This window comes from Alkalihalophilus sp. As8PL (assembly GCF_040939795.1).
GTDB lineage: Bacteria > Bacillota > Bacilli > Bacillales > Bacillaceae_D > Alkalihalophilus > Alkalihalophilus lindianensis.
Genome location: NZ_CP162551.1, coordinates 2,483,070 through 2,502,668, shown reverse-complemented (window position 1 = coordinate 2,502,668; position 19,599 = coordinate 2,483,070). Strand labels below are relative to the sequence as shown.

Annotated in this window: 18 protein-coding genes and 1 other RNA gene; 8 read left to right on the top strand and 11 right to left on the bottom strand. The window is 39.2% G+C overall.

Annotated features, from left to right (window positions below):
- Nucleotides 1–42: 42 nt before the first annotated feature.
- From AB3N04_RS14070 to AB3N04_RS14055, 4 genes are read right to left on the bottom strand one after another with little or no spacing between them, the layout of a single operon-like run.
- Nucleotides 43–1,191, bottom strand: a complete 1,149-nt coding sequence (locus AB3N04_RS14070) for a mannitol-1-phosphate 5-dehydrogenase (protein ID WP_368503360.1) — start codon at nt 1,189–1,191, stop codon at nt 43–45.
- A 1-nt stretch (nt 1,192) separates the two neighbouring features.
- Nucleotides 1,193–1,627: a PTS sugar transporter subunit IIA gene (locus AB3N04_RS14065; protein WP_368503359.1), complete on the bottom strand. Its 435-nt coding sequence runs from the start codon at nt 1,625–1,627 to the stop codon at nt 1,193–1,195.
- A 12-nt stretch (nt 1,628–1,639) separates the two neighbouring features.
- Nucleotides 1,640–3,748: a BglG family transcription antiterminator gene (locus AB3N04_RS14060; RefSeq protein ID WP_368503358.1), complete on the bottom strand. Its 2,109-nt coding sequence runs from the start codon at nt 3,746–3,748 to the stop codon at nt 1,640–1,642.
- A gap of 32 nt (nt 3,749–3,780) precedes the next feature.
- Entirely contained in the window at nt 3,781–5,238 is a 1,458-nt protein-coding gene (locus tag AB3N04_RS14055; RefSeq protein ID WP_368503357.1) for a PTS mannitol transporter subunit IICB, read from the bottom strand.
- A 229-nt stretch (nt 5,239–5,467) separates the two neighbouring features.
- On the opposite strand from AB3N04_RS14055, the gene AB3N04_RS14050 reads away from it, so the two are divergent.
- From AB3N04_RS14050 to AB3N04_RS14030, 5 genes are all read left to right on the top strand, one after another.
- Complete coding sequence (locus tag AB3N04_RS14050) at nt 5,468–5,833, top strand: GntR family transcriptional regulator (protein ID WP_368503356.1); 366 nt, start codon at nt 5,468–5,470, stop codon at nt 5,831–5,833.
- Nucleotide 5,834: 1 nt separating this feature from the next.
- Entirely contained in the window at nt 5,835–6,653 is an 819-nt protein-coding gene (locus AB3N04_RS14045) for an ATP-binding cassette domain-containing protein (RefSeq protein WP_368503355.1), read from the top strand.
- 13 nt (nt 6,654–6,666) lie between these two features.
- Nucleotides 6,667–6,984 carry a hypothetical protein gene (locus AB3N04_RS14040; protein ID WP_368503354.1) on the top strand — a complete coding sequence of 106 codons (318 nt, stop codon included), beginning with the start codon at nt 6,667–6,669 and terminating at the stop codon, nt 6,982–6,984.
- Nucleotides 6,985–7,075: 91 nt separating this feature from the next.
- Entirely contained in the window at nt 7,076–7,384 is a 309-nt protein-coding gene (locus tag AB3N04_RS14035; RefSeq protein ID WP_317121438.1) for a DUF3243 domain-containing protein, read from the top strand.
- A gap of 119 nt (nt 7,385–7,503) precedes the next feature.
- On the top strand, nt 7,504–7,683 hold the full coding sequence (locus AB3N04_RS14030; RefSeq protein ID WP_317121439.1) for a small acid-soluble spore protein H: 180 nt from the start codon (nt 7,504–7,506) through the stop codon (nt 7,681–7,683).
- Nucleotides 7,684–7,721: 38 nt separating this feature from the next.
- On the opposite strand, the gene AB3N04_RS14025 is transcribed toward AB3N04_RS14030, so the two are convergent.
- A complete protein-coding gene (locus AB3N04_RS14025) occupies nt 7,722–8,948 on the bottom strand; it encodes a dicarboxylate/amino acid:cation symporter (RefSeq protein WP_368506059.1) in 1,227 nt (408 codons plus the stop codon).
- Between the two features lie 147 nt (nt 8,949–9,095).
- Here AB3N04_RS14025 and AB3N04_RS14020 point away from each other — a divergent pair, with 147 nt between their 5' ends.
- Both AB3N04_RS14020 and AB3N04_RS14015 read left to right on the top strand, forming a co-directional pair.
- Nucleotides 9,096–9,731 carry a hypothetical protein gene (locus tag AB3N04_RS14020; protein ID WP_368503353.1) on the top strand — a complete coding sequence of 212 codons (636 nt, stop codon included), beginning with the start codon at nt 9,096–9,098 and terminating at the stop codon, nt 9,729–9,731.
- 134 nt (nt 9,732–9,865) lie between these two features.
- The gene (locus AB3N04_RS14015; protein ID WP_368503352.1) at nt 9,866–10,999 is read left to right on the top strand and encodes a zinc-dependent alcohol dehydrogenase; all 1,134 of its coding nucleotides are present in this window, start codon (nt 9,866–9,868) and stop codon (nt 10,997–10,999) included.
- A gap of 24 nt (nt 11,000–11,023) precedes the next feature.
- Here AB3N04_RS14015 and AB3N04_RS14010 read toward each other — a convergent pair whose 3' ends face one another.
- From AB3N04_RS14010 to AB3N04_RS14000, 3 genes are all read right to left on the bottom strand, one after another.
- Nucleotides 11,024–12,721 carry a glycerol-3-phosphate dehydrogenase/oxidase gene (locus AB3N04_RS14010; RefSeq protein ID WP_368503351.1) on the bottom strand — a complete coding sequence of 566 codons (1,698 nt, stop codon included), beginning with the start codon at nt 12,719–12,721 and terminating at the stop codon, nt 11,024–11,026.
- A gap of 198 nt (nt 12,722–12,919) precedes the next feature.
- A complete protein-coding gene (locus AB3N04_RS14005) occupies nt 12,920–13,837 on the bottom strand; it encodes an LCP family protein (protein WP_368503350.1) in 918 nt (305 codons plus the stop codon).
- Between the two features lie 95 nt (nt 13,838–13,932).
- The gene (locus tag AB3N04_RS14000) at nt 13,933–16,935 is read right to left on the bottom strand and encodes a gamma-glutamyltransferase (RefSeq protein WP_368503349.1); all 3,003 of its coding nucleotides are present in this window, start codon (nt 16,933–16,935) and stop codon (nt 13,933–13,935) included.
- Between the two features lie 579 nt (nt 16,936–17,514).
- Between AB3N04_RS14000 and AB3N04_RS13995 the strand changes: the two genes are divergently transcribed.
- Nucleotides 17,515–17,844, top strand: coding sequence for a four-helix bundle copper-binding protein (locus tag AB3N04_RS13995; RefSeq protein ID WP_368503348.1), 330 nt, complete (start codon nt 17,515–17,517; stop codon nt 17,842–17,844).
- A gap of 190 nt (nt 17,845–18,034) precedes the next feature.
- Here AB3N04_RS13995 and AB3N04_RS13990 read toward each other — a convergent pair whose 3' ends face one another.
- From AB3N04_RS13990 to smpB, 3 genes are all read right to left on the bottom strand, one after another.
- Nucleotides 18,035–18,358 carry a hypothetical protein gene (locus AB3N04_RS13990; protein ID WP_368503347.1) on the bottom strand — a complete coding sequence of 108 codons (324 nt, stop codon included), beginning with the start codon at nt 18,356–18,358 and terminating at the stop codon, nt 18,035–18,037.
- Nucleotides 18,359–18,582: 224 nt separating this feature from the next.
- Nucleotides 18,583–18,942: a transfer-messenger RNA gene (gene ssrA, locus AB3N04_RS13985) on the bottom strand.
- 126 nt (nt 18,943–19,068) lie between these two features.
- Nucleotides 19,069–19,536 carry an SsrA-binding protein SmpB gene (gene smpB, locus AB3N04_RS13980; protein ID WP_368503346.1) on the bottom strand — a complete coding sequence of 156 codons (468 nt, stop codon included), beginning with the start codon at nt 19,534–19,536 and terminating at the stop codon, nt 19,069–19,071.
- Nucleotides 19,537–19,599 lie beyond the last annotated feature (63 nt).

The following is a 19,599-nucleotide window of genomic DNA, read 5'->3' as shown; positions in this document are numbered from 1 at the left end:
TAAAAAATCCCTTGCCCTGTGATTAGGGCAAGGGATTCTCACTTATTGGTTTAAAAGTTCCGCTACTGCCCGTTCAATCTCTTCTGCTAAAGGATGATCTGGTGAAAGAGAGGTGACCTCGGCAATCGTTTCTAGCAAGCCACGTTCCTTAATTAAACGCTGAATTTGCACACTTTCTTCATCCTGTGCTACATCAAATAAAAAGGCAGTGGCAGTTACTTTTAGTAAGTGTTGAGCGTTGATCTTACGTTCATGTAATTGTACAAGAGGACCTATAAGTCGATCATTTGCACTTAACTTTCGCATTGGGTTCCGACCAACACGTTCAACTGGATCAGATAAATGACTATTTTCGAAACGACCAATTATTTTTTGATGATACGCTTTAAGTTCCTCTCGTTCAAAGTGGTACTTCACTTCTAACAAGCGACCAGTCTCCTCTAATACACCTTCAAGTTCGCGACGAATGGTAGGATTTTTGACCGCCTCAGCAATAGAATCAATTTCATGAACAAAGCCTAGATAGGCTATGCACGCATGACCTGTGTTTACTGTATACAGCTTACGTTCAATATAAGGTGTGAGCTCATCGACATAGCTAACACCATCTAAACGCTTCTCAATCTTCAACCCCTCTGTGTGAACGACCCATTCAAAGAAAGGTTCAACCATTACATCAAGTCCTTCACGGCTTTGATTTGGAACAATCCGATCAACAGCTGCATCCGGAAATCCTGTGTTAGACAAAATATCTTCCCAGATTGTAGCGTCGTCAACTTGAGCTTTTATATGGCCTTTTAGTGCGGTGGTCGCTCCAATTGCATTCTCACAAGCAATTACATCAATCTGTCTTGCTCCTACTTCTAGCCGTTTCTTTAAGCCTGCGGCAAGTACCGGAGCAATAAGGGGTAAAATATTGACGCCAACAGAAACCGTAACAAGGTCTGCTTGTGCAATGGTCTCTATCACCTTCGACTCTTCGGTTATACTATTTAATCCGTAGACGTTATTAATTTCGATCGTTTCGTCTTTTTCTTGAGCTAAACGGATCGAATAAGATCTTTTTTCGTTTAACTGATCAATTAATGGTTGCGAGACATCAATAAAACAAATCTCATATCCATTTGAGTGTAATACCTCACCAATAAAGCCTCTCCCAATATTACCAGCTCCAAAATGAACGGCTAACATGTTACTCTACCTCTTGAAAGAAATTCATTAATGTTTCTTTTGAATCAGCTGAGAGGATTTGTTCAAGTGTCTCTTCATCTGAGCATGTAATCGCAATATTAGAAAGGATCGATAAATGCTCATCTCCCTTACCAGCAATTCCAATCACTAATTTTACTTCGTTCCCATCCCAATCAATTGGTTTATCTAACAACATAATCGTAATTCCAGATTCTACGACTTCTTTTTTCGCTTCTTCCGTACCATGTGGAATCGCTAAGAAATTGCCCATATACGTAGATGTTAGTGCTTCACGGTCCATCATTTTATTGACATATTCTTCATTCACATAACCATTTTTAATAAGTAGCCCTCCTACTTTGCGGATTGCTTCCTCTTTAGATTGTACCTGCTCACCAAAAAGGATATTGTCTAGTTGTAATACTGCTTTAGCCATGTTGAATCACTCCTATTTTTGTAGTTTCGTAATTAAATACTCTTTTAAATTTCTCTCTAATAATGTGAATATGGCTTGTTCATCCCCTGTTTCAAATCGCTGAATCGATTCGTCACTTTCAATAATGGAAGCACTAATGAAACTCATGAGTTCCAGCCCTTGCTTGTTCCATATCTCTGGAGCTAGCATAAGTAGAATTCGACTCACTTCATATTCTTCGTTATCCATGCCTCTCATCTGCATCGGCTCTGGTAACTCATGTACAGTAAAGGTGGCTACTTTCACATCATCACTGCGGGTATGAAAGAGTGCCAACTGCGTACCCGGGATAGCCAGGCCACCTAATTGCTCTCTTTCTATTAAAGCTTCTGCTACGCGTTCACTATTTTCTACTAAATGCTTTTCCTCTTGATATTGTGCTAATTGTTGAATGAAGGCATTGGTATTTAAGAGATGCGACCATGTTTTCAATTCAAACTGAGTTAAAATGGAATTGATAAGGTTGCTAATTTGTTGAATGCTCTCTAGTTTAGTTAAAGCATCTTCCTTCAACCACTCTTTAACCTCATCATGTTGCCCCGCAATTTCAGCTTGTCGTTCACTGTTATCAGCTCTCACCCAATCCTTCGTATGAATAGAATGACGTATTCGATCCACTTCTTTTTTGGATAAGAATGGATTAACTAGAAAATAAGACTCTATAGAAGGAAGAGGTACAGTGGAAATGACGATCGTCTGCTCTGATACTTTATCTTGACTCATATCAAAGGCTGACATATGAGTTAATTCACGAATTTCAGGTATCTCTTTTTCAAGTCGTGTTGCTAACAATTTTGATGTTCCAATTCCACTCGAACAGACTACAATTGCCTTCAAACCTCGTTTATGCTTCGCTCCCTCAATCGAAGAACCAAAATGCATGACCAGAAAGCCAATTTCTTCTTCGGGGAACTCCCATTTCGGAAAAATTTCCGGAACTTTCTTTTGGAGAAGCAAGAACAATTCTTTGTAATCTTTTTTTATTTTAGGAAGCAAAGCGTTATAAATCGTCATGCCTTGTTCAATTCGAAATAAAGCAGGTTTTAAGTGACTGACCAAGCCTTCTAATAAAGATTGATCACCTCTAAGCGTCACACCTGTGGCCTCTCCGACTTCATCGATTAACTGCTTCGTCCGAATCGCCAAATCGAGAGACGTTTCTTGTAGAAGTAGACCACCTTCATCTCCTTGTTTAGCACCTAAGAGATGCATGGTGACATAGACGATTTCAATCGGTGGAATCTCAATAGAAAATTTCTCTTCTAAAAGAAGGACTAGCTTTTTAGCGACTTGATATTCTTTTGTTTGAGTAATCTTCTCTATCTTATTGAGGTGACCTTCAATCCTTTCACCTCGATTAATTCGATCTACTGCCAAACTTAAGTGAACAGCTAACCCTATAAACGAAACATCAGCAATCGACTCGCCTCGTTCCCTTAATTCATGGAGTGTCGCTAACACATCTAGAATGATTTTCACATCAATGAGATGGAGTAACTTCTCTGAGGTTTGGTCTTTAAGTTCACTTTTCGCCCGATGAACCTCTAATAAAGACAGAAGTTCTTCTTCACTCACTTTTTCAGTAATGAGACGCCTTAACGCTCTACGCTTATTAGGCTCATCCCCTTGTATCTCAATCCCATAGCTTCGCTTTCGGACCATCTCTAATTGAAAGGCTTCAAGCCAATCGCTCACTTTATTCAAATCATTGCTTATCGTCGCGATGGTCACACCAATTTCCTTGGCCAATGTAAACAATTTCACCGGCTCCCGCTTTTGAAGAAGAATGGAGAGGAGCAATTGTTGTCGCTCCTCCGGGGTATACTCATCTCTCTTTATCTCATTTACCATTTCTCTTAACTTGTTACGTTTCTCTACGCTACCGATTAGTTTTAATCCGACACCTGTTTGTTTTTCAAGTCTCAATTCAAATTGGTGAAGGGTAGGTTCAACGCCTTGTATATCACGATGAATCGTCCGTGAACTCACGTTAAGCTTATCAGCTATTTCTTTAATCGTCAGACCTTCTTCATTAGCTAACAAATAGTCAATAATATGTTTTTCTCGTGCTGACAAATACATCTCATCACCCCCGTTTATTCGGGCGAGGTATTTTAGTCGTCGCCTTTTAATTCATTCACGATTTCATCATACTTTGCACCATTCATAAAGTTTTCAACTGAAATATGAGCCTTATTCGGTTGCTTTGCCCTAGCACGATCTGTTAAATCTTTATGTGTGATAATGAGATCAGCATCATCTGGAATTTGGTTAATAGCTTTATTTGTTACTTCGATTGAAAGTCCTGCTTTCTTTACTTTGTTCTTTAAAATCGAAGCCCCCATCGCACTTGATCCCATTCCAGCATCGCAAGCAAAGACAATCTTTTTGACTTGATCTCGATCAATCGTACCTACTTGGTCAGGAGTTGTCGTAGCTTCTTCTGAATCAGACTTTAATGCTCCAGCAACACTGCTTCTCTTCCCTTTCATTGCTTCCATTTTAGAAGTAGCTTCTTCTAATTCTTGATCGTCATCTGTCGATCTTTTTAAGATGAGAGATGCTACTGCAAATGAAACTGCTGTGGCAACAATAATTCCTAAAATGACTCCAAGGTGATCCCCACGTGGTGTCATAAGCATATAGGCAACGATACTACCAGGTGATGGAACTGCAACCAGCCCTACATTAAAGAGTAGGAATGTAAAAACTCCACTCATTCCTCCAGCGATAGCTGCTAATAATAGCATCGGTTTCATTAAAACATAAGGGAAGTAAATTTCATGAATCCCTCCAACGAAGTGAATAACTGCCGCTCCCCCTGAAGAGTATTTAGCAGCCCCTTTTCCAAAAACCATGAATGCTAATAGAATTCCAAGGCCAGGACCAGGGTTTGACTCGAGCATGAAGAGAATGGACTTACCTGTCTCAGTCGCTTCTTGAATACCTAAAGGTCCAAGAATTCCGTGATTAATCGCATTGTTTAAAAATAAAATTTTAGCTGGCTCTACAAAAATACTTGCAAGTGGTAACATTCCAGCATCTACAATGACACGCACACCAGCAGCTAGCACACCGTTAAATGCTAAAACAACAGGTCCAATCCCTACATAAGCTAGTATGGTTAGAATTAATCCAACAAATCCTGCTGTGAAATTATTAACCAACATTTCAAACCCTGAACGCACTTTTCCTTCGAAGAGTTGATCGACTTTTTTAATCGCATATCCACCTAGTGGTCCCATAATCATCGCTCCGATAAACATCGGAATATCTGCACCGACGATGACACCCATCGCAGCTGTGGCCCCAACTACTCCACCTCGAATATCATAAACCATTCGCCCCCCTGTAAAGGCGATCAATAAAGGTAATAAGTAAATAATCATTGGATCAACGAGTTGAACTAAATTCTCATTCGGCAGCCATCCCGTTTCAATAAATAACGCTGTAATAATCCCCCAAGCGATAAATGCTCCAATATTAGGCATGATCATTCCGCTTAAGTAACTACCAAAGCGTTGAATCTTTGCTTTCACACCTGAATTGGCTTTTGTATTTTCATTTGGCATCGTATTTCCCCCCAAAAAAGTAATGAACTTATACTTTAATAGTAAAGCGCTATCATGCTGTTCTCAATCATATCTAAATGCAATTTCGTCACTCGACATGTTGACAAATTTAAAAACAACTTTTGGAAAACTATTATTTGCTAGGCAAATACACATTTCCCCTTTTATCATTGACAATAATTTGTAATTGTAATATGGTTAGTTACATAAGTAATTAACCAAGGAGGTAATGATGGAGCGTTTTGATGATACCAGGCCTATCTTTTTACAAATTGCCGAACAAATATCAGATCATATTATTCATAACGAGCTTCCAGAGGGCACACAAGCTCCTTCAACGAACCAATTTGCAAAACATTATCAAATAAATCCGGCTACTGCAGCTAAAGGCATTAATCTTTTAGTAGACAAAGGCATTTTATTTAAACGAAGAGGTGTTGGAATGTTTGTAGCAGAAGGCGCACGTGAGCAATTGCTCGAAGAACGACGCCAGAAGTTCAATGAGGATTACATCGTGCCCTTGCTGCACGAAGCGGAGAAACTCCAACTTTCAAAAGAAGCTATCATTGAGATGATTTCAAAGGGAGGCAACTAAAATGACATGTTTAATAGATGTAGATAAGGTTTCAAAGGTAATAAAAAAAGAGAAAATCATCGATTCAATCTCCTGCTCATTTGAAGAAAATCGGATATACGGATTACTCGGAAGAAACGGAGCAGGTAAAACGACGCTTATGAAAATGATGACCGGACAGTCCTTGCCAACAGAAGGCGACATTCTTATCAATGGCCAGTCCCCTTTTGATAACCCTACTGTTCAACCTCAAATTTGTTTTATTAAAGAAAGTGGCAATTTTAAAGAAACAATGAAAATAAAAGATATTATTAAAATTGCACCTGCTTATTACCCTAACTTGAATAAAGACTTTGCATTAAAGTTAATTGAGACCTTCAAGCTTCCTGCTCACAAAAAAGTGTCTCAGCTATCAAAAGGAATGGTGTCAGCACTTGGTATTTCCATTGGGATCGCCAGTAGAGCACCCTTAACGATCTTTGATGAACCATACATTGGTATGGACGCTGCCGCCAGACAAACCTTCTATGACCTTCTTCTAGATGACTATACCATTCACCCAAGAACGATCATCCTTTCTACTCATTTAATTGATGAGGTCAGTAATTTATTTCAAGATGTTTACCTTATCGATGAAGGAAAACTTACACTATCTGAAAATCTGTTATCGCTTAATGAGTGCAGGGGACTTTTCTCATTCCATTCATCTTGGTGTGACCAGAAAAGCATTTGTCCTGATGATAACGTTATTCACCATCCTCCTAAGTCTTTCATTTGCTCTATTGAATCAACTATATATTTTCATCATGAACTTCATTCAACCATTCGTGATAGAAAATGAGGTTACTTTTTTCATGTGGAGTACTATTTTATCAACAGGAAACGAATTTATGATCAACATTTTGGCTGATAGTTTGATCATGAGCACACTTGGCATGTTATTATTTTTGCTCGCATCGCTCTCCTTTCGTTTTGGGCAATGGGCGATGTTATCACCTCTTACAATCGTTGTGCTCCTACTATTCATCCCCGCCATTCATACACCCATCATAGACTGGATCATAGCACTACCAGGGAGTACTCAATACGTTGCTGAATTATTTACCTTACTATTAATAACGATCACTTTGGGCGTTTTAAGTTACTTCACTCTCTCAAAAGCATCGGTTTGATGAAACCCTTTTTTTTCAAGTTCATGTTTAGCTTCTAAATATACGGGAACAGACCACTGTACACCAAATAAAGATCAGGAGGTTTTATAACATGAACGAGAACAAAATTGAAAGTGAAGTTCAACAAGCTGTTCCTGAACAAAAAGAAGAAATTCTTGAGAACTTTGATAGGTTCAAGGATTATTTAGGTGACAAAGTAGCAAAAGGTGAAAAATTAGGTTTAAGTGAAGAAACGTTAGCTAAGTATGCTGAGAAAGTCGGCGACTATTTATCAGCTAAAGAAGAGCCTAGAAACCGTGAAGAGAAATTACTTCAAGAACTATGGTTATTAGGCGATCAGGACCAACGTCATCACCTAGCACATATGCTAGTGAGACTTGCCCAAACAACAAATAAATAATGACGATATCCCTTCGTATAGTGCGGAGGGATTTTTGTTAGGAAAAACCGCTCTACATCAAAGAATAATTACTGTTGATCTAACACATCCTATACCTGACAAAAAAGGAGGATGTAACGATGAACTCACTTCGCGCACAAGAAATCGCATCATCACCCGTCATGGCTAATGTGACGTACAACGACAAGTCGATCTATATTCAACATGTGGACGAAACCACTCAAATGGCAAGAATCTATCCGCTTGATCAGCCGGATTCTGAACAAGAGGTGCCCCTTTCACAGTTAAATGAGCACTAAAAAAAAGCTTTGGCTCCAAGCCAAAGCTTCTTTTCTGGTTAACTTGCCGGACGTTCGGCTTCTTCCATCCACTCGTCGCCTTCCACTGCTCTTGAAACAAGCATACTTGAGACAGCGTCTCCTGATGCATTAACCATCGTGGCCGGTGGGTCAACTAGCGTTCCAAGAATCGCCAGGATTGGTAGAGCTTCGATAGGAAATCCGTACATTGTAATAATTAACATTTCCCCAATAAAGCCGCCACCCGGTACCCCACTCATCACCGTTCCGACAAGTAGTGAAATTCCGATTGCGATCGCAAATGTTTGGAAACTAAGGAAATCCATTTGAAAAATACCAAATAAGAAGGCAATTTTTAAGATTGCCGCAAGGGCTGAACCATCCATGTGAATGGAAGCACCCAGTGGAATCACCACATCGCGAACATCTTTATGGACTCCCATCTTCTCAGTTGCTTGTAAATTTGCAGGTATTGTCGCTACACTACTACCCGTCGAGAGAGCCGTAATTGAAGGCGTGAGAATATTTTTCCAGAACACCTTGATTCCCGTCTTACCTCCAGCAATAAAAGCATAAAGAGTGAAGCCAATTAAGAAATACAAAATAGCAACAGGATAATAAACAATCATTGCTTTCGCATAACTTCCTAATAACTCTGGCCCGAATACCCCTACTAAGGCAGCAAAATACGCGCCAAGACCAATAGGAGCGTAATACATAATGATCCCAACTAACCTCCGCATGACTGCTGCCCCGCTCTTTAGAAACTGAGCAAAGATTCGCCCTTCCTGACCAGCAAGATTCGTTGCAAATCCTACGAGTACACTCATAATAATTAGAGCAAGCATGCTTGTCCTAGAGAAAATCTCTACAAAATCAGGCACGGTGATTGCTTTTACGATCTGTTCACCAAGACTGATCGATTCATCAATATTTTCTGGTGTTTCAAGCTGGATTTGTACCCCTTGTGCTGGTGGAGTAATCGTAACAGCTGCAATCATCACAATAGAAGCAATGATGCCCGTCACAATAAAAACGACCATCATCCATGTCATGATCGTCCCTAGACGCTTTAAATTAGACATGTTCGCAATAACGGCACTAATCGAGAAAAAGACAAGCGGGACCACAATGGTGAACATTAGATTTAAGAAGATATCCCCCAAGGGTTTTAATACTTCTGCTTGTTCACCTAGTACAATACCTAAAATACTACCTATTATAATGGCTGCAATTAAAAATAAAGGAAAACGATATGCTTTCAGTGTCAACAGCTCCTTTCCTCATATATCCTAAGTCATTTCTTGCCAAAAGACTAGATACATAAGTCGCCACTTAAAAAAATATCCTTATTTTGTTACCATTTTCCTTTAAGAGACGTTTCATTAGTAGAGAATAAGGAGTGATGTGACGTGAAGATTCTAAAGCTAGCTGCTCTAGCGGCTTTTGTTAGTGCTCTTATCTTTAGTGGAATATTGGTGCTAGCAAGTGAGAATGATGCCATGGAAGAAGCAAATCCAATAGATCATACAGAAGATGAAGGAACCTCTCAGTACATGAAATACGAAGGAGAAATTGATTCAATTGAAGAGGTTGATTGCGTCACACGAGTGATCGTAAAAAATAAAGAGGAAGACTCAGAGATGATCCTCCCTTTAACGGAGGAAGACCTTATTTTACTAAACACAGATACAGTTGATTTCAAGTACGAGGACCTACATGTGGGACAACAACTTGCTGCGTATTACCACAAAGAGAAACCGGTTACGATGATCTATCCTCCCACTATTCCCCCTGATATTTTGGTGATCGATGGGCTCAATGATATGGGAGAGATAAAGGTTTCAACATTTGATGAACAGCTTATTAGTTTTGATAACGAGCTAGCGTTAACGATTGATCATGAAACATTGATCGTTAATCAAGAAGGAGAGTTACTAGATGCTTCAACTCTTCCAAGTCGTGAGCTAGTCATATTCTACACCTCGACCACAAAAAGCATCCCAGCCCAAACAACTCCTTATAAAATTATAGTATTAGACTCTTAAGAGTGAAAAAGGAGCCACATGCAACTATGCCTGGCTCCTACTTTTTTTGATTAGCGACCATTCTGCCTCATGAATAAGACTACCTCCTTACCAAATACTAATGAAGATCATAATCGTTAGGAGTGAGTCAGAACATGAAAGCTGTAACCTATCAAGGAAACCACCATGTTGAAGTAAAAGAAGTTCCAGACGCTAAGCTTGAAAAGAAAGATGATGTGATAGTTAGGATAACCTCTACGGCCATTTGCGGGTCTGACCTTCATTTGTATCAAGGAAACATGCCTCTTCCCAAAGGTTATATAATCGGTCATGAACCGATGGGAATCGTAGAAGAAGTTGGACCTGATGTAGAAAGGGTTAAAAAAGGAGATCGTGTCGTAATACCGTTTAATGTATCATGTGGGGAATGTATTTACTGTCAACACGATTTAACGAGTCAATGCGATAATTCTAACCCTCATTATGATTCTGGTGGCTATTTTGGTTACACTGAAAAATTTGGGAACCATCCAGGAGGACAAGCTGAATACTTAAAGGTGCCTTTTGGTAATTACACCCCCTTTGTGATTCCTGAATCATGCGAACTAGAGGATGAATCGTTACTATTTTTAAGTGATGTTCTACCCACTGCCTATTGGAGCGTTGTACACGCAGGCGTTAAAAAAGGAGATACTGTTATCGTCTTAGGCTGTGGTCCAGTGGGGCTAATGACTCAAAAGTTTGCTTGGATGCATGGAGCAAAAAGAGTAATTGCAGTTGATTACCTAGATTACCGATTACGACGAGCTAAAGCAATGAACCAAGTCGAAGTCTTTGATTTTGCAGCTTTTAAAGACATGGGGGAATATTTAAAAGAAATGACTCATGGTGGAGCTGATGTAGTCATCGATTGCGTTGGAATGGACGGGAAGAAATCACCCTTAGAATTTCTTGAACAGAAATTAAAACTACAAGGGGGCACCCTCGGCCCTATTCAAATAGCAACAAAAGCAGTTCGAAAAGCAGGAACGGTTCAAATCACTGGAGTGTATGGAAGCCTCTATAACTCTTTTCCTCTTGGCGCCTTTTTCGCTCGGAACATTACACTTAAAATGGGGCAGGCACCTGTTATCCCTTTTATGCCTATATTGCTAGACAAAATTAACAATAACGATTTTGATCCAAAAGAAATTATTACGCATTCCCTTCCCCTTCAAGATGCAAATAAAGGGTATGAGTTGTTTAATAATCATGAAGATGATTGCATAAAAGTTGTGTTAAAACCGTAAATACAAGCAAAAAACGCTCTCCTATTAGGAAGAGCGTCTTTCTGCTGTCTTATTTGTTTGAAGATCAACAGGGATCACTGCATCACAGATTTCTTTTTCTAACTCTGCACGGTAGTGGGACGTTTCTTTTTCCGTCCAAGCAAGTTCATGTTTCATATAGGATAGGATCTGTTCCTTCCACGTACGTACCCAGTCAATATCAAAGAATAGCGCGCCTGTTCTACGGATGAAGAAATCACTAGGCTTTACCGTCATCTCTTCATGGATAGCGTAATTGATTTTTGCATAGACATAACGGCTAAGGTTCGTACTTTTTTCCATGTCGAACGCTTTCGCATAATGGAACAGTTTATCAACATTCGATCCATACATCGCTGCTAACTTTCGCCCTTCTTCTTTCGTTAGGCCATACTGTGTAGCTTCTTCTGCTTTTGTTTCGACGAATGGCTCTAGTCCCTTCGATCCACCAACATCGCCACCTGAGATCGGAAACTTCTTGGTTTGACAATCACTGAAAACTTTATATTGGTCTTCTTTAAACCGTTTTGCAATTAAATTAACCACCGATTCCGCCATTTTACGGTACCCAGTTAACTTGCCACCAGCCATTGTTAGAAGGCCACTTTCTCCTTCCCAAATCTCATCTTTTCTTGAGATTTCAGAAGGATCTTTTCCTTTTTCATAAATAAGCGGACGGACACCGGCCCAGCTTGACTCAACATCATCTTCTGTTACTAATACGTCAGGGAACATATAGTGAATGGCATTTAAAATGTATTCACGATCCTCTGAAGTCATTTTCGGATGAGCAAGGTCTTGATCAAAGAAGGTATCGGTTGTTCCAACGTATGTTTTCCCATCGCGTGGAATAGCAAACACCATACGTTTATCTGGTGTATCAAAATAAATGGCCTGACGTAGTGGGAAGACGGATTGATCGATGACCAAGTGAACCCCTTTTGTTAAACGTAATTGTTTATTTGTTTTCGAGTAATCTTTTTCAATCATCTGATCTACCCAAGGCCCAGCAGCATTAATCACTTTACGCGCGTGAAGATGATACATTTTGTTTGTCAGGCAATCACCTGCAACAATGCCAGATACCTTTTTATTTTCATCATATAAAAATTCTTCTGCTTTCGTGTAGTTGATAATATCAGCACCATGCTCGGCTGCTGCTTTGATCACTTCAATTGTTAACCTAGCATCATCTGTACGATACTCAACATAGTACCCACCGCCTGTTAAACCATCTTTTTTAACAAGTGGTTCTCTCTCAGACGTTTCATTAGCCGATAACATTTTACGACGCTCAGATTTTTTGACACCTGCTAGCATGTCATACACAAACAGCCCAAGAGATGCACTTCTTTTACCGAATGTTCCGCCCTTATGCATCGGTAACATCATCCACTCTGGTGTGGTTACATGTGGCCCGTTCTCATAAACAATTGCTCGCTCTTTCCCTACTTCTGCCACCATACCAACTTGAAATTGCTTTAAATAACGTAATCCACCGTGAACAAGCTTTGTTGAACGACTCGATGTACCTGCTGCAAAGTCTTGCATTTCAACAAGCGCCACTTTCATTCCACGAAGTGTCGCATCAAGGGCAATTCCGGCCCCTGTAATTCCGCCACCAATGACTAAGACATCATACTTTTCGTTCATCATCTTGCTTAACTGCTCTTCTCTTGAACTCGCTGAAAAATGAGTATTCATCATAAAACCTCCATTATTTTTATATACAAAAAAGACACGAAGAAACGACAACAAGCATAATAACAGGTTCGTTATTACGCAAATTGGTTCTCCGTGTCTCCTACCGTCTATTAACTTACCATCATCATAACATAGTTATTTTCATTTTGATAGAGAGATGCCTGGAGAAAGAAAAAAAGCTGATTGAAGACCAATCAGCTAGTTCTCTAACTCAAGATGTTCTTTTAGCACGTTTGATAGCTGCTCTAGTTTTTCTTCATCAGGAGAGAAATAATAAATTCCATCTTTCGTTATATCTTCCCCTTCAATCTGATGTTGCTCGATTTCATCAATGGCCACATTATAGGTCGAATAAATGTCCCACAATTCACCTAATGATAAATTCGTTGTGACATTGTCTTCAACTACATTTAAAATATCAGTAAAGTTGGCGAGCGAAGAGATGCTTGCTCCCTTCTCCATAACAGCTGCCATCACTTGACGCTGTCTTTCTTGACGGCCAAAATCATCATCGGGGTCTAGATGCCTCATACGTGAGTAACCAAGAGCTTTTTCACCATCGAGCTTAATGGTCCCTTTAGGATAATGCATCCCATGAAATGTGAACTCTTGATCATTTTCTACTTCGATTCCCCCAACAGCATCGACGGTATCTTTAAAACTTTCCATATTGACAGTAACATAATAATCGACTGGAACATCTAAGAAATGCTCAACTGTATAAATAGCCGTTTCTCTGCCGCCCATTGCATGTGCGTGACTAATCTTATCGGTAGTTGCTTGACCTCTAATACTTGTTAACGTATCACGTGGAATGCTGACCATATTAACCGATTCTACACTAGGATTAATCGTTAATAAAATCATGGTATCAGTACGGCCAAGGTCATTTCTGCTTTCAAGTTCATCTACCCCCATTAATAAAACTGAAATGGGATCTCCCTCATCTAAATTAAGCTCTTCTAACCGTTTATCTGACTTTGAGCGATCCAAGCTTTCTTGAATACTACCGAAAGCAGAAGTCGCTGCATTCCAAACGTAACTCCCCGCTCCAACAACAAGCACTACACATGCAGTAATAATAATAAGCACAAACTTCTTTACCTTATCAGACATAATGACACCTCCGTTCTACCTACAGCATAAAATACGTAAATGCCCACTAAAAAATGAGCATTTACGATTTATGACAACTATATCCTCTGCCTTATTTAAGCAGCAGGACTTGTACCTGGCTTTGTTTCAGTTTGATAGTTCCGTCCGGTACGAGAAACTTTGTTCCAATCTGTGTTAAAGAAATACTCAATTGTCCCGTGCATCACGATATACATCAATGCAAAACGATAGACAAACACATCTAAGAGAATTGTTATAAATAGGGAAGGGATATCTCTCCATTGAAACCTAAATCCATGATATCGATTCATTATCAAAGCTGCTATATCATATACGACCCCGAAGATAAGGAGGAACGTTAGATAGTACAGCACATAGGATAGATATGATTCAGGAGGAGAAACGATCGCATTAACAATAAAGAAGCCAGTCATAATAAATGCTGATACAATCCCCACTAAAAATGATTCAAAGATATAAAAGAAAGAAACAGCCTTTCTAAATAATGTTTTTCTAAAGAAGGAATGGAAATGAATCACACAATCAATATATGCCTTCTGCCAGCGCACGCGTTGTTTGAAAAAGTCCTTCCACGTTTCAGGCATTTCTGTATAGGAGATGGCATCTCCTATATGGACAACCTTTTTGTTCACATGTTTAAGGATGTACTCATGCATTTTTAAAGTGATGTCAATATCCTCACCAATTGTCGACCTGTATCCTCCGACCTCAAGCAATGCTTCTTTTCTAAATATCCCAAATGCACCTGAAATAACGGCTAATGCATGAAAACGTGCTAAAGAGACCTTTGTAATATAGAATGCTTTTAGAAAATCAAACATTTGCAAGCGGACAAGGAAGTTTGCATGACGTAACGATAAGCGTTTTAATGGGTTCGATGTTTTCGTTTGTAGGACATGTACCATGCCTCCTGCAGCGACCACATCTTCATCTTCAAATGTTTCATTCACTTTAGGCAAAGCATTTTCTGTTAAAACGGTATCAGCATCCAAGGAAACGACAATATCCTTGCTTGCATATTCAATTCCGGCATTTAAGGCATCTGCTTTTCCACCGTTTACTTTATCAACCACGTAGATAAAAGGATACAGTTCCGATTGATAAAAATTCTTCACGCTCTTATGTGATAATTTTTTTAAAGGAGCTTTATTACTCGGTTTAAGCTTTAAATAAGTGTTTAAGAAAGAGAGCGTTTGATCATTAGAGCCGTCATTAATATAGATGACTTCCACGTTTTTATAAGGTAAGGAGCTCATATTTTTTAATGAGGTTTCTATAATTCCTTGCTCATTATAACAAGGAACCAAAACGCTAATTCCTTTTTCCTCTTCAAGCTTCTGTTTAATACTTTCTCCCTTTGAACGGAACCAAGGCAGTGAATGCAGCAGGTGGAGAGATGGGAAAATAATACCTAATATAAAGAAGACAAAGAACAGATTTTCAAAAAACTCATTCCATTTAAATAGATCCTTCGCATCCCATAACCCGCTTCGTCTCATATCGGCAATCCCATTAATGGTTCCGTCTGCTTTGTTTAGCTCAAGTGCTTGAATTCCGCCGAAATATACGGCCAGTCTCTTATTTTCAAATTGATAACCAGCTCTTGCCATATTGCCTAGAACTTCCTCAGAATACCCTTCTTCTACGTACAAGACATCATCTTCTCCGTAAAACCGTTTTGCTTCTACTGCATCTGCAAGAGGCTCATCAAAATATAAATGCCTTGATAATACTTGGGCCATTACTGAGGGAATTCGGTTCCCTCCCGGTGTCCCAATACCTATTACTCGCTCCTCATCAACATATATAGTTGGTGCTGATAAACTTCTTGAGCGTTTATTTGGTTCATATTTATTTGGAGAATCACTAAATTCGCTGAATTGCTCCGTTGAATTATTTAGAAAGAACCCTGCAGTATACTCTCCGGACCCAAAGAAATTACTGAGTGTATCGGTTGCTGATACAACCATTCCATCCGGGTCAACCACGACAAAGTGTGTCGTATCTGTCTTTTCATCATGTTCTCTCTCTTCATCAAATATCTTTTCTTTTGATGGTTCAGAAAGTGAAACTTGACCTGCTAACTCTTTGATATGCTCGTCATTTGTGAGCTTGTCCACATCAACATCAGCAAATTCCGGATCCCCTACTTTCGTAATCCGCTCATTCTTTGTGATCTTAGATATTTCATTCATAATATGAACAAATTCAAATTCATTTTCTTTTGTTTCGGCTATATTCAATTCTTCAGCAAGCAGCATGGATTGAACTACAGAGACACCAGCTAGAGGAGCACTCGCGGAGTAAAGCGTCCCACTCTCCAGCTCGCCTTTTACAGCTTCTGTAATTTCTACATCATAAGCCGCTAACTCTTCAGCGTCTAAATAAGGAACGATTTCTGTTAATTTTTCACCAATTTCTCCGGCATAAAATGCTCTTGCTCCCCCTTCTTGAATCGCCGTCAATGTTTCTGCTAACTCTGGCTGCTTTAAAGTTTTTCCTGGCTCGATTGTTTGCCCATCCGGGAAGAAGTGCGGCAGCTGACCAATTGGCAGACGTGGCTTAGCAGCTTCTAGACGTTCCCATAATAGGTAATCGACTTCGAACCCTTCTTCTGCAAGAGAAACAGCAGGTGAAATAAGATGCTCCATTGGCGTTAACCCAAAATCCTCATGAATGATAGCAAGTCCTCTCACTAGTCCAGGTACGCCTGAAATCTGTTGATTCCATTCTTCATCTGACGTTGCACTTGCCCGGTAATCATAAACGACCGGCTCTTCTTTCTCAGGAGGTAAAATCAGCATTTGACCACCACCGCCAATCCCTGATCCATAAGGCTCTACAACCCCTAGTGCATAGGAAACAGCAATTGCTGCATCAACGGCATTTCCTCCGTTTTCAAGAACCTCCATCCCTGCCTCAACAGCAGCAGGATGAGAAGCACTTACACCGTAATTATCATATTTACTCTCTTTGTTTAACCCTTGTTCTTCAGCTGATGCAGCATGTATGGGTATAACACTTCCTAAAATAAGACTATTTATAATCAAAAGTATTGATAGCTTTTTAATAAACAAAAACAGATCACCCCCCACCTTCACAATGAACAAAATACATTCGTATCCTATATCAATACGTGTGACCCTGCAATTGCCCCTTGAAGAAGGTTATAAAGGTGAATTTCTTCTTCCTTAGTACTATTTCATTACGTTTAATTATGCTTTTTTCACCTTAGACGCGCATATACTCTTTCCAAAATAAGCCTAATGGTACCCCTATGATGCAAACAACCATTCTTAAAATCAGCAAATTAGCATCTATATTCTCATGAAGATATAGTTATTAAACTCCTAAAAATCCCTAATTTCTATCTTTATATAAGCCTTTCTTCATTTATATATCCATCATTTTTACAAAAAAGTAAACAATGACTATTATTGTTCATTCTGAATATTTCATTTAGGCACTTTGCTTATCTTCGCCGCATGAAAAAGGTAATATTTTTTTAGACAATTTTTCATGAACATTCATTTATTTTGCATGATTTGGTTGGGGGTAAAAGCATTATTATTGTGTTTTATTATTCATTTTATCCTGATACCTGTTTAAGCATTACGAGGTGTGGTATATGTAAAATAAAATAAGGAGGGGTTTATATGTCACACGAAAATTACACGTCACTCATTTCTCTTTTACATGGTTGCATGACTGCTTGTAACCATTGTTATGATGCCTGCCTGAAAGAAGAAGATATGGATATGATGAGAGATTGTATACGATTAGACCGAGAATGTGCTGATATCTGTGGATATTTTGAACAAGCCTTAGGAAGAGGAACACCTTACGTTAAAGAATTAGCTAGTTTATGTGCTAAAATTTGTGAAGACTGTGGAAATGAGTGTAAGAAGCATGATCATGACCATTGTCAAAATTGTGCTGAAGCATGCTTTAAATGTGCTGAAGAATGTAAGAAGTTTGCTGCTTAAAGCTTTGTAGGTGACCCTTATCAAGGGTCACCCTTTTTCATTATGAAAAGGCTTCTAAGCCAAATACAAAATGGACTACAAGAAAAACAACAATCATTAACACGATACCCACAACTAATCCTGTAATCGGTTCCTTTAATTCATTATTCACCGTTTTCATCTCCTTTTTGTTAGTAACTATGTGAATAACTCAAAAAGAGAAGAATGTACTTTTGAATTTAATGGTCATAAGAAACGTTTTTACTTTAAGTAAAGGAATATAAGAAGTAAGATAGCTTCTTTCAGTAGACGAATACCGATTTAAATTAGGAAAAGGGGATGATATTGAGCTAAATTCGATAAATTCGACAGCTGGAGAATAAGTTAAACCGCCTATATTCTCTAAGCCGTCTAAATCACCGGTGATATAGGATGGGAAATGATCGTTTTGACTGTTTAAGTGTAAGTGACTAAAAGAAGTAGCAATAAAAGAAAGTAATAAACAGCATACAATAGAGCCCTTTAGCACCATCATTCCCTCCTCCATCAACACTGTGGATAAATTGTGGATTTTTTTACTATATAGTAGTTTTCACAGACCGTCTATTGATTATGTATAGAGTCTTAAAGATTGAAAAAGACCACGGAAATAATTATATGAAAAATTACTTTTAAAACAAAATTTCGAGAATGCGTTTTTCTCTTTATAACAAAACAACCCGATCACCTGTTGCAGTGATCGGGTTGACGGTATAAGTATGGTGGAGACGGTGGGAATCGAACCCACGTCCAGAAACAACGACACTTATGCTTCTACGAGTGTAGTTACTGTATTAGCATTTCGCCAATTCTTCTGCCCAGTAACAGGCGTCCGAACGGCTAGTCTGATCAATCTCTTCCTTCGCTCACAGACGGAGAGCAACCGGCGTAGCCCACTTAGAGTGAGTTCCAGTACCTACCACATGGGCGATGGAGGGTGGAACCGCAGAGTGCTATTAGGCAGCTACTGCGAAGTTGTTGTTTTCTTTGCCAGTTATAGGCTTTGGCGTTTTAACGAGGCCGACCCCCTCGACTCGCAACATAAGCACGACCTATCCCTGTCGAATCCTAAACGTCCCCATGTTATAAAACTATGTGGAAGTACCTCGTATTACCGAAGGCATCCTTTGTGAATCAAAAGCCCAGAACATTTGTGCTCTGGACTTCAATTATAGCAGTTCTTACTTTTTCTTGCAACTGGAAGTGTTACCCTTTCATCCGATCCTTTAAGGCACGTTCCACTTCACGTTTTGCATCTTTACGTTTCAATGTTTCACGCTTATCAAAATTCTTCTTACCTTTAGCAAGTCCAATTAAGATCTTCGCATAGCCATTTTTAATGTACACTTTAAGCGGAACAAGCGAATAACCTTGCTGCTTCGTTAAACCAATAAGTTGGTTGATTTGCTTTTTATGAAGCAATAGCTTACGTGCACGTTCTGGTTCATGGTTATAACGATTCCCTTGTTCGTACTCACTAATGTGCGCATTATGAAGATACATCTCTCCATTTTTAATGCGAGCAAATGAATCTTTTAAGTTCATTCTGCCTGCACGCATCGACTTTATTTCTGTACCTTGTAAAACCATGCCTGCTTCATATGTTTCTTCAATAAAATAATCATGTCTTGCTTTTTTGTTTTGGGCAATTACTTTTCCTTGTGTTCCAGCCATTGTCCGACACCTCGTGCTTTCCTTCGTTCTTCCATCTTAGCAAAAAGGAGAGGAACACGTCAA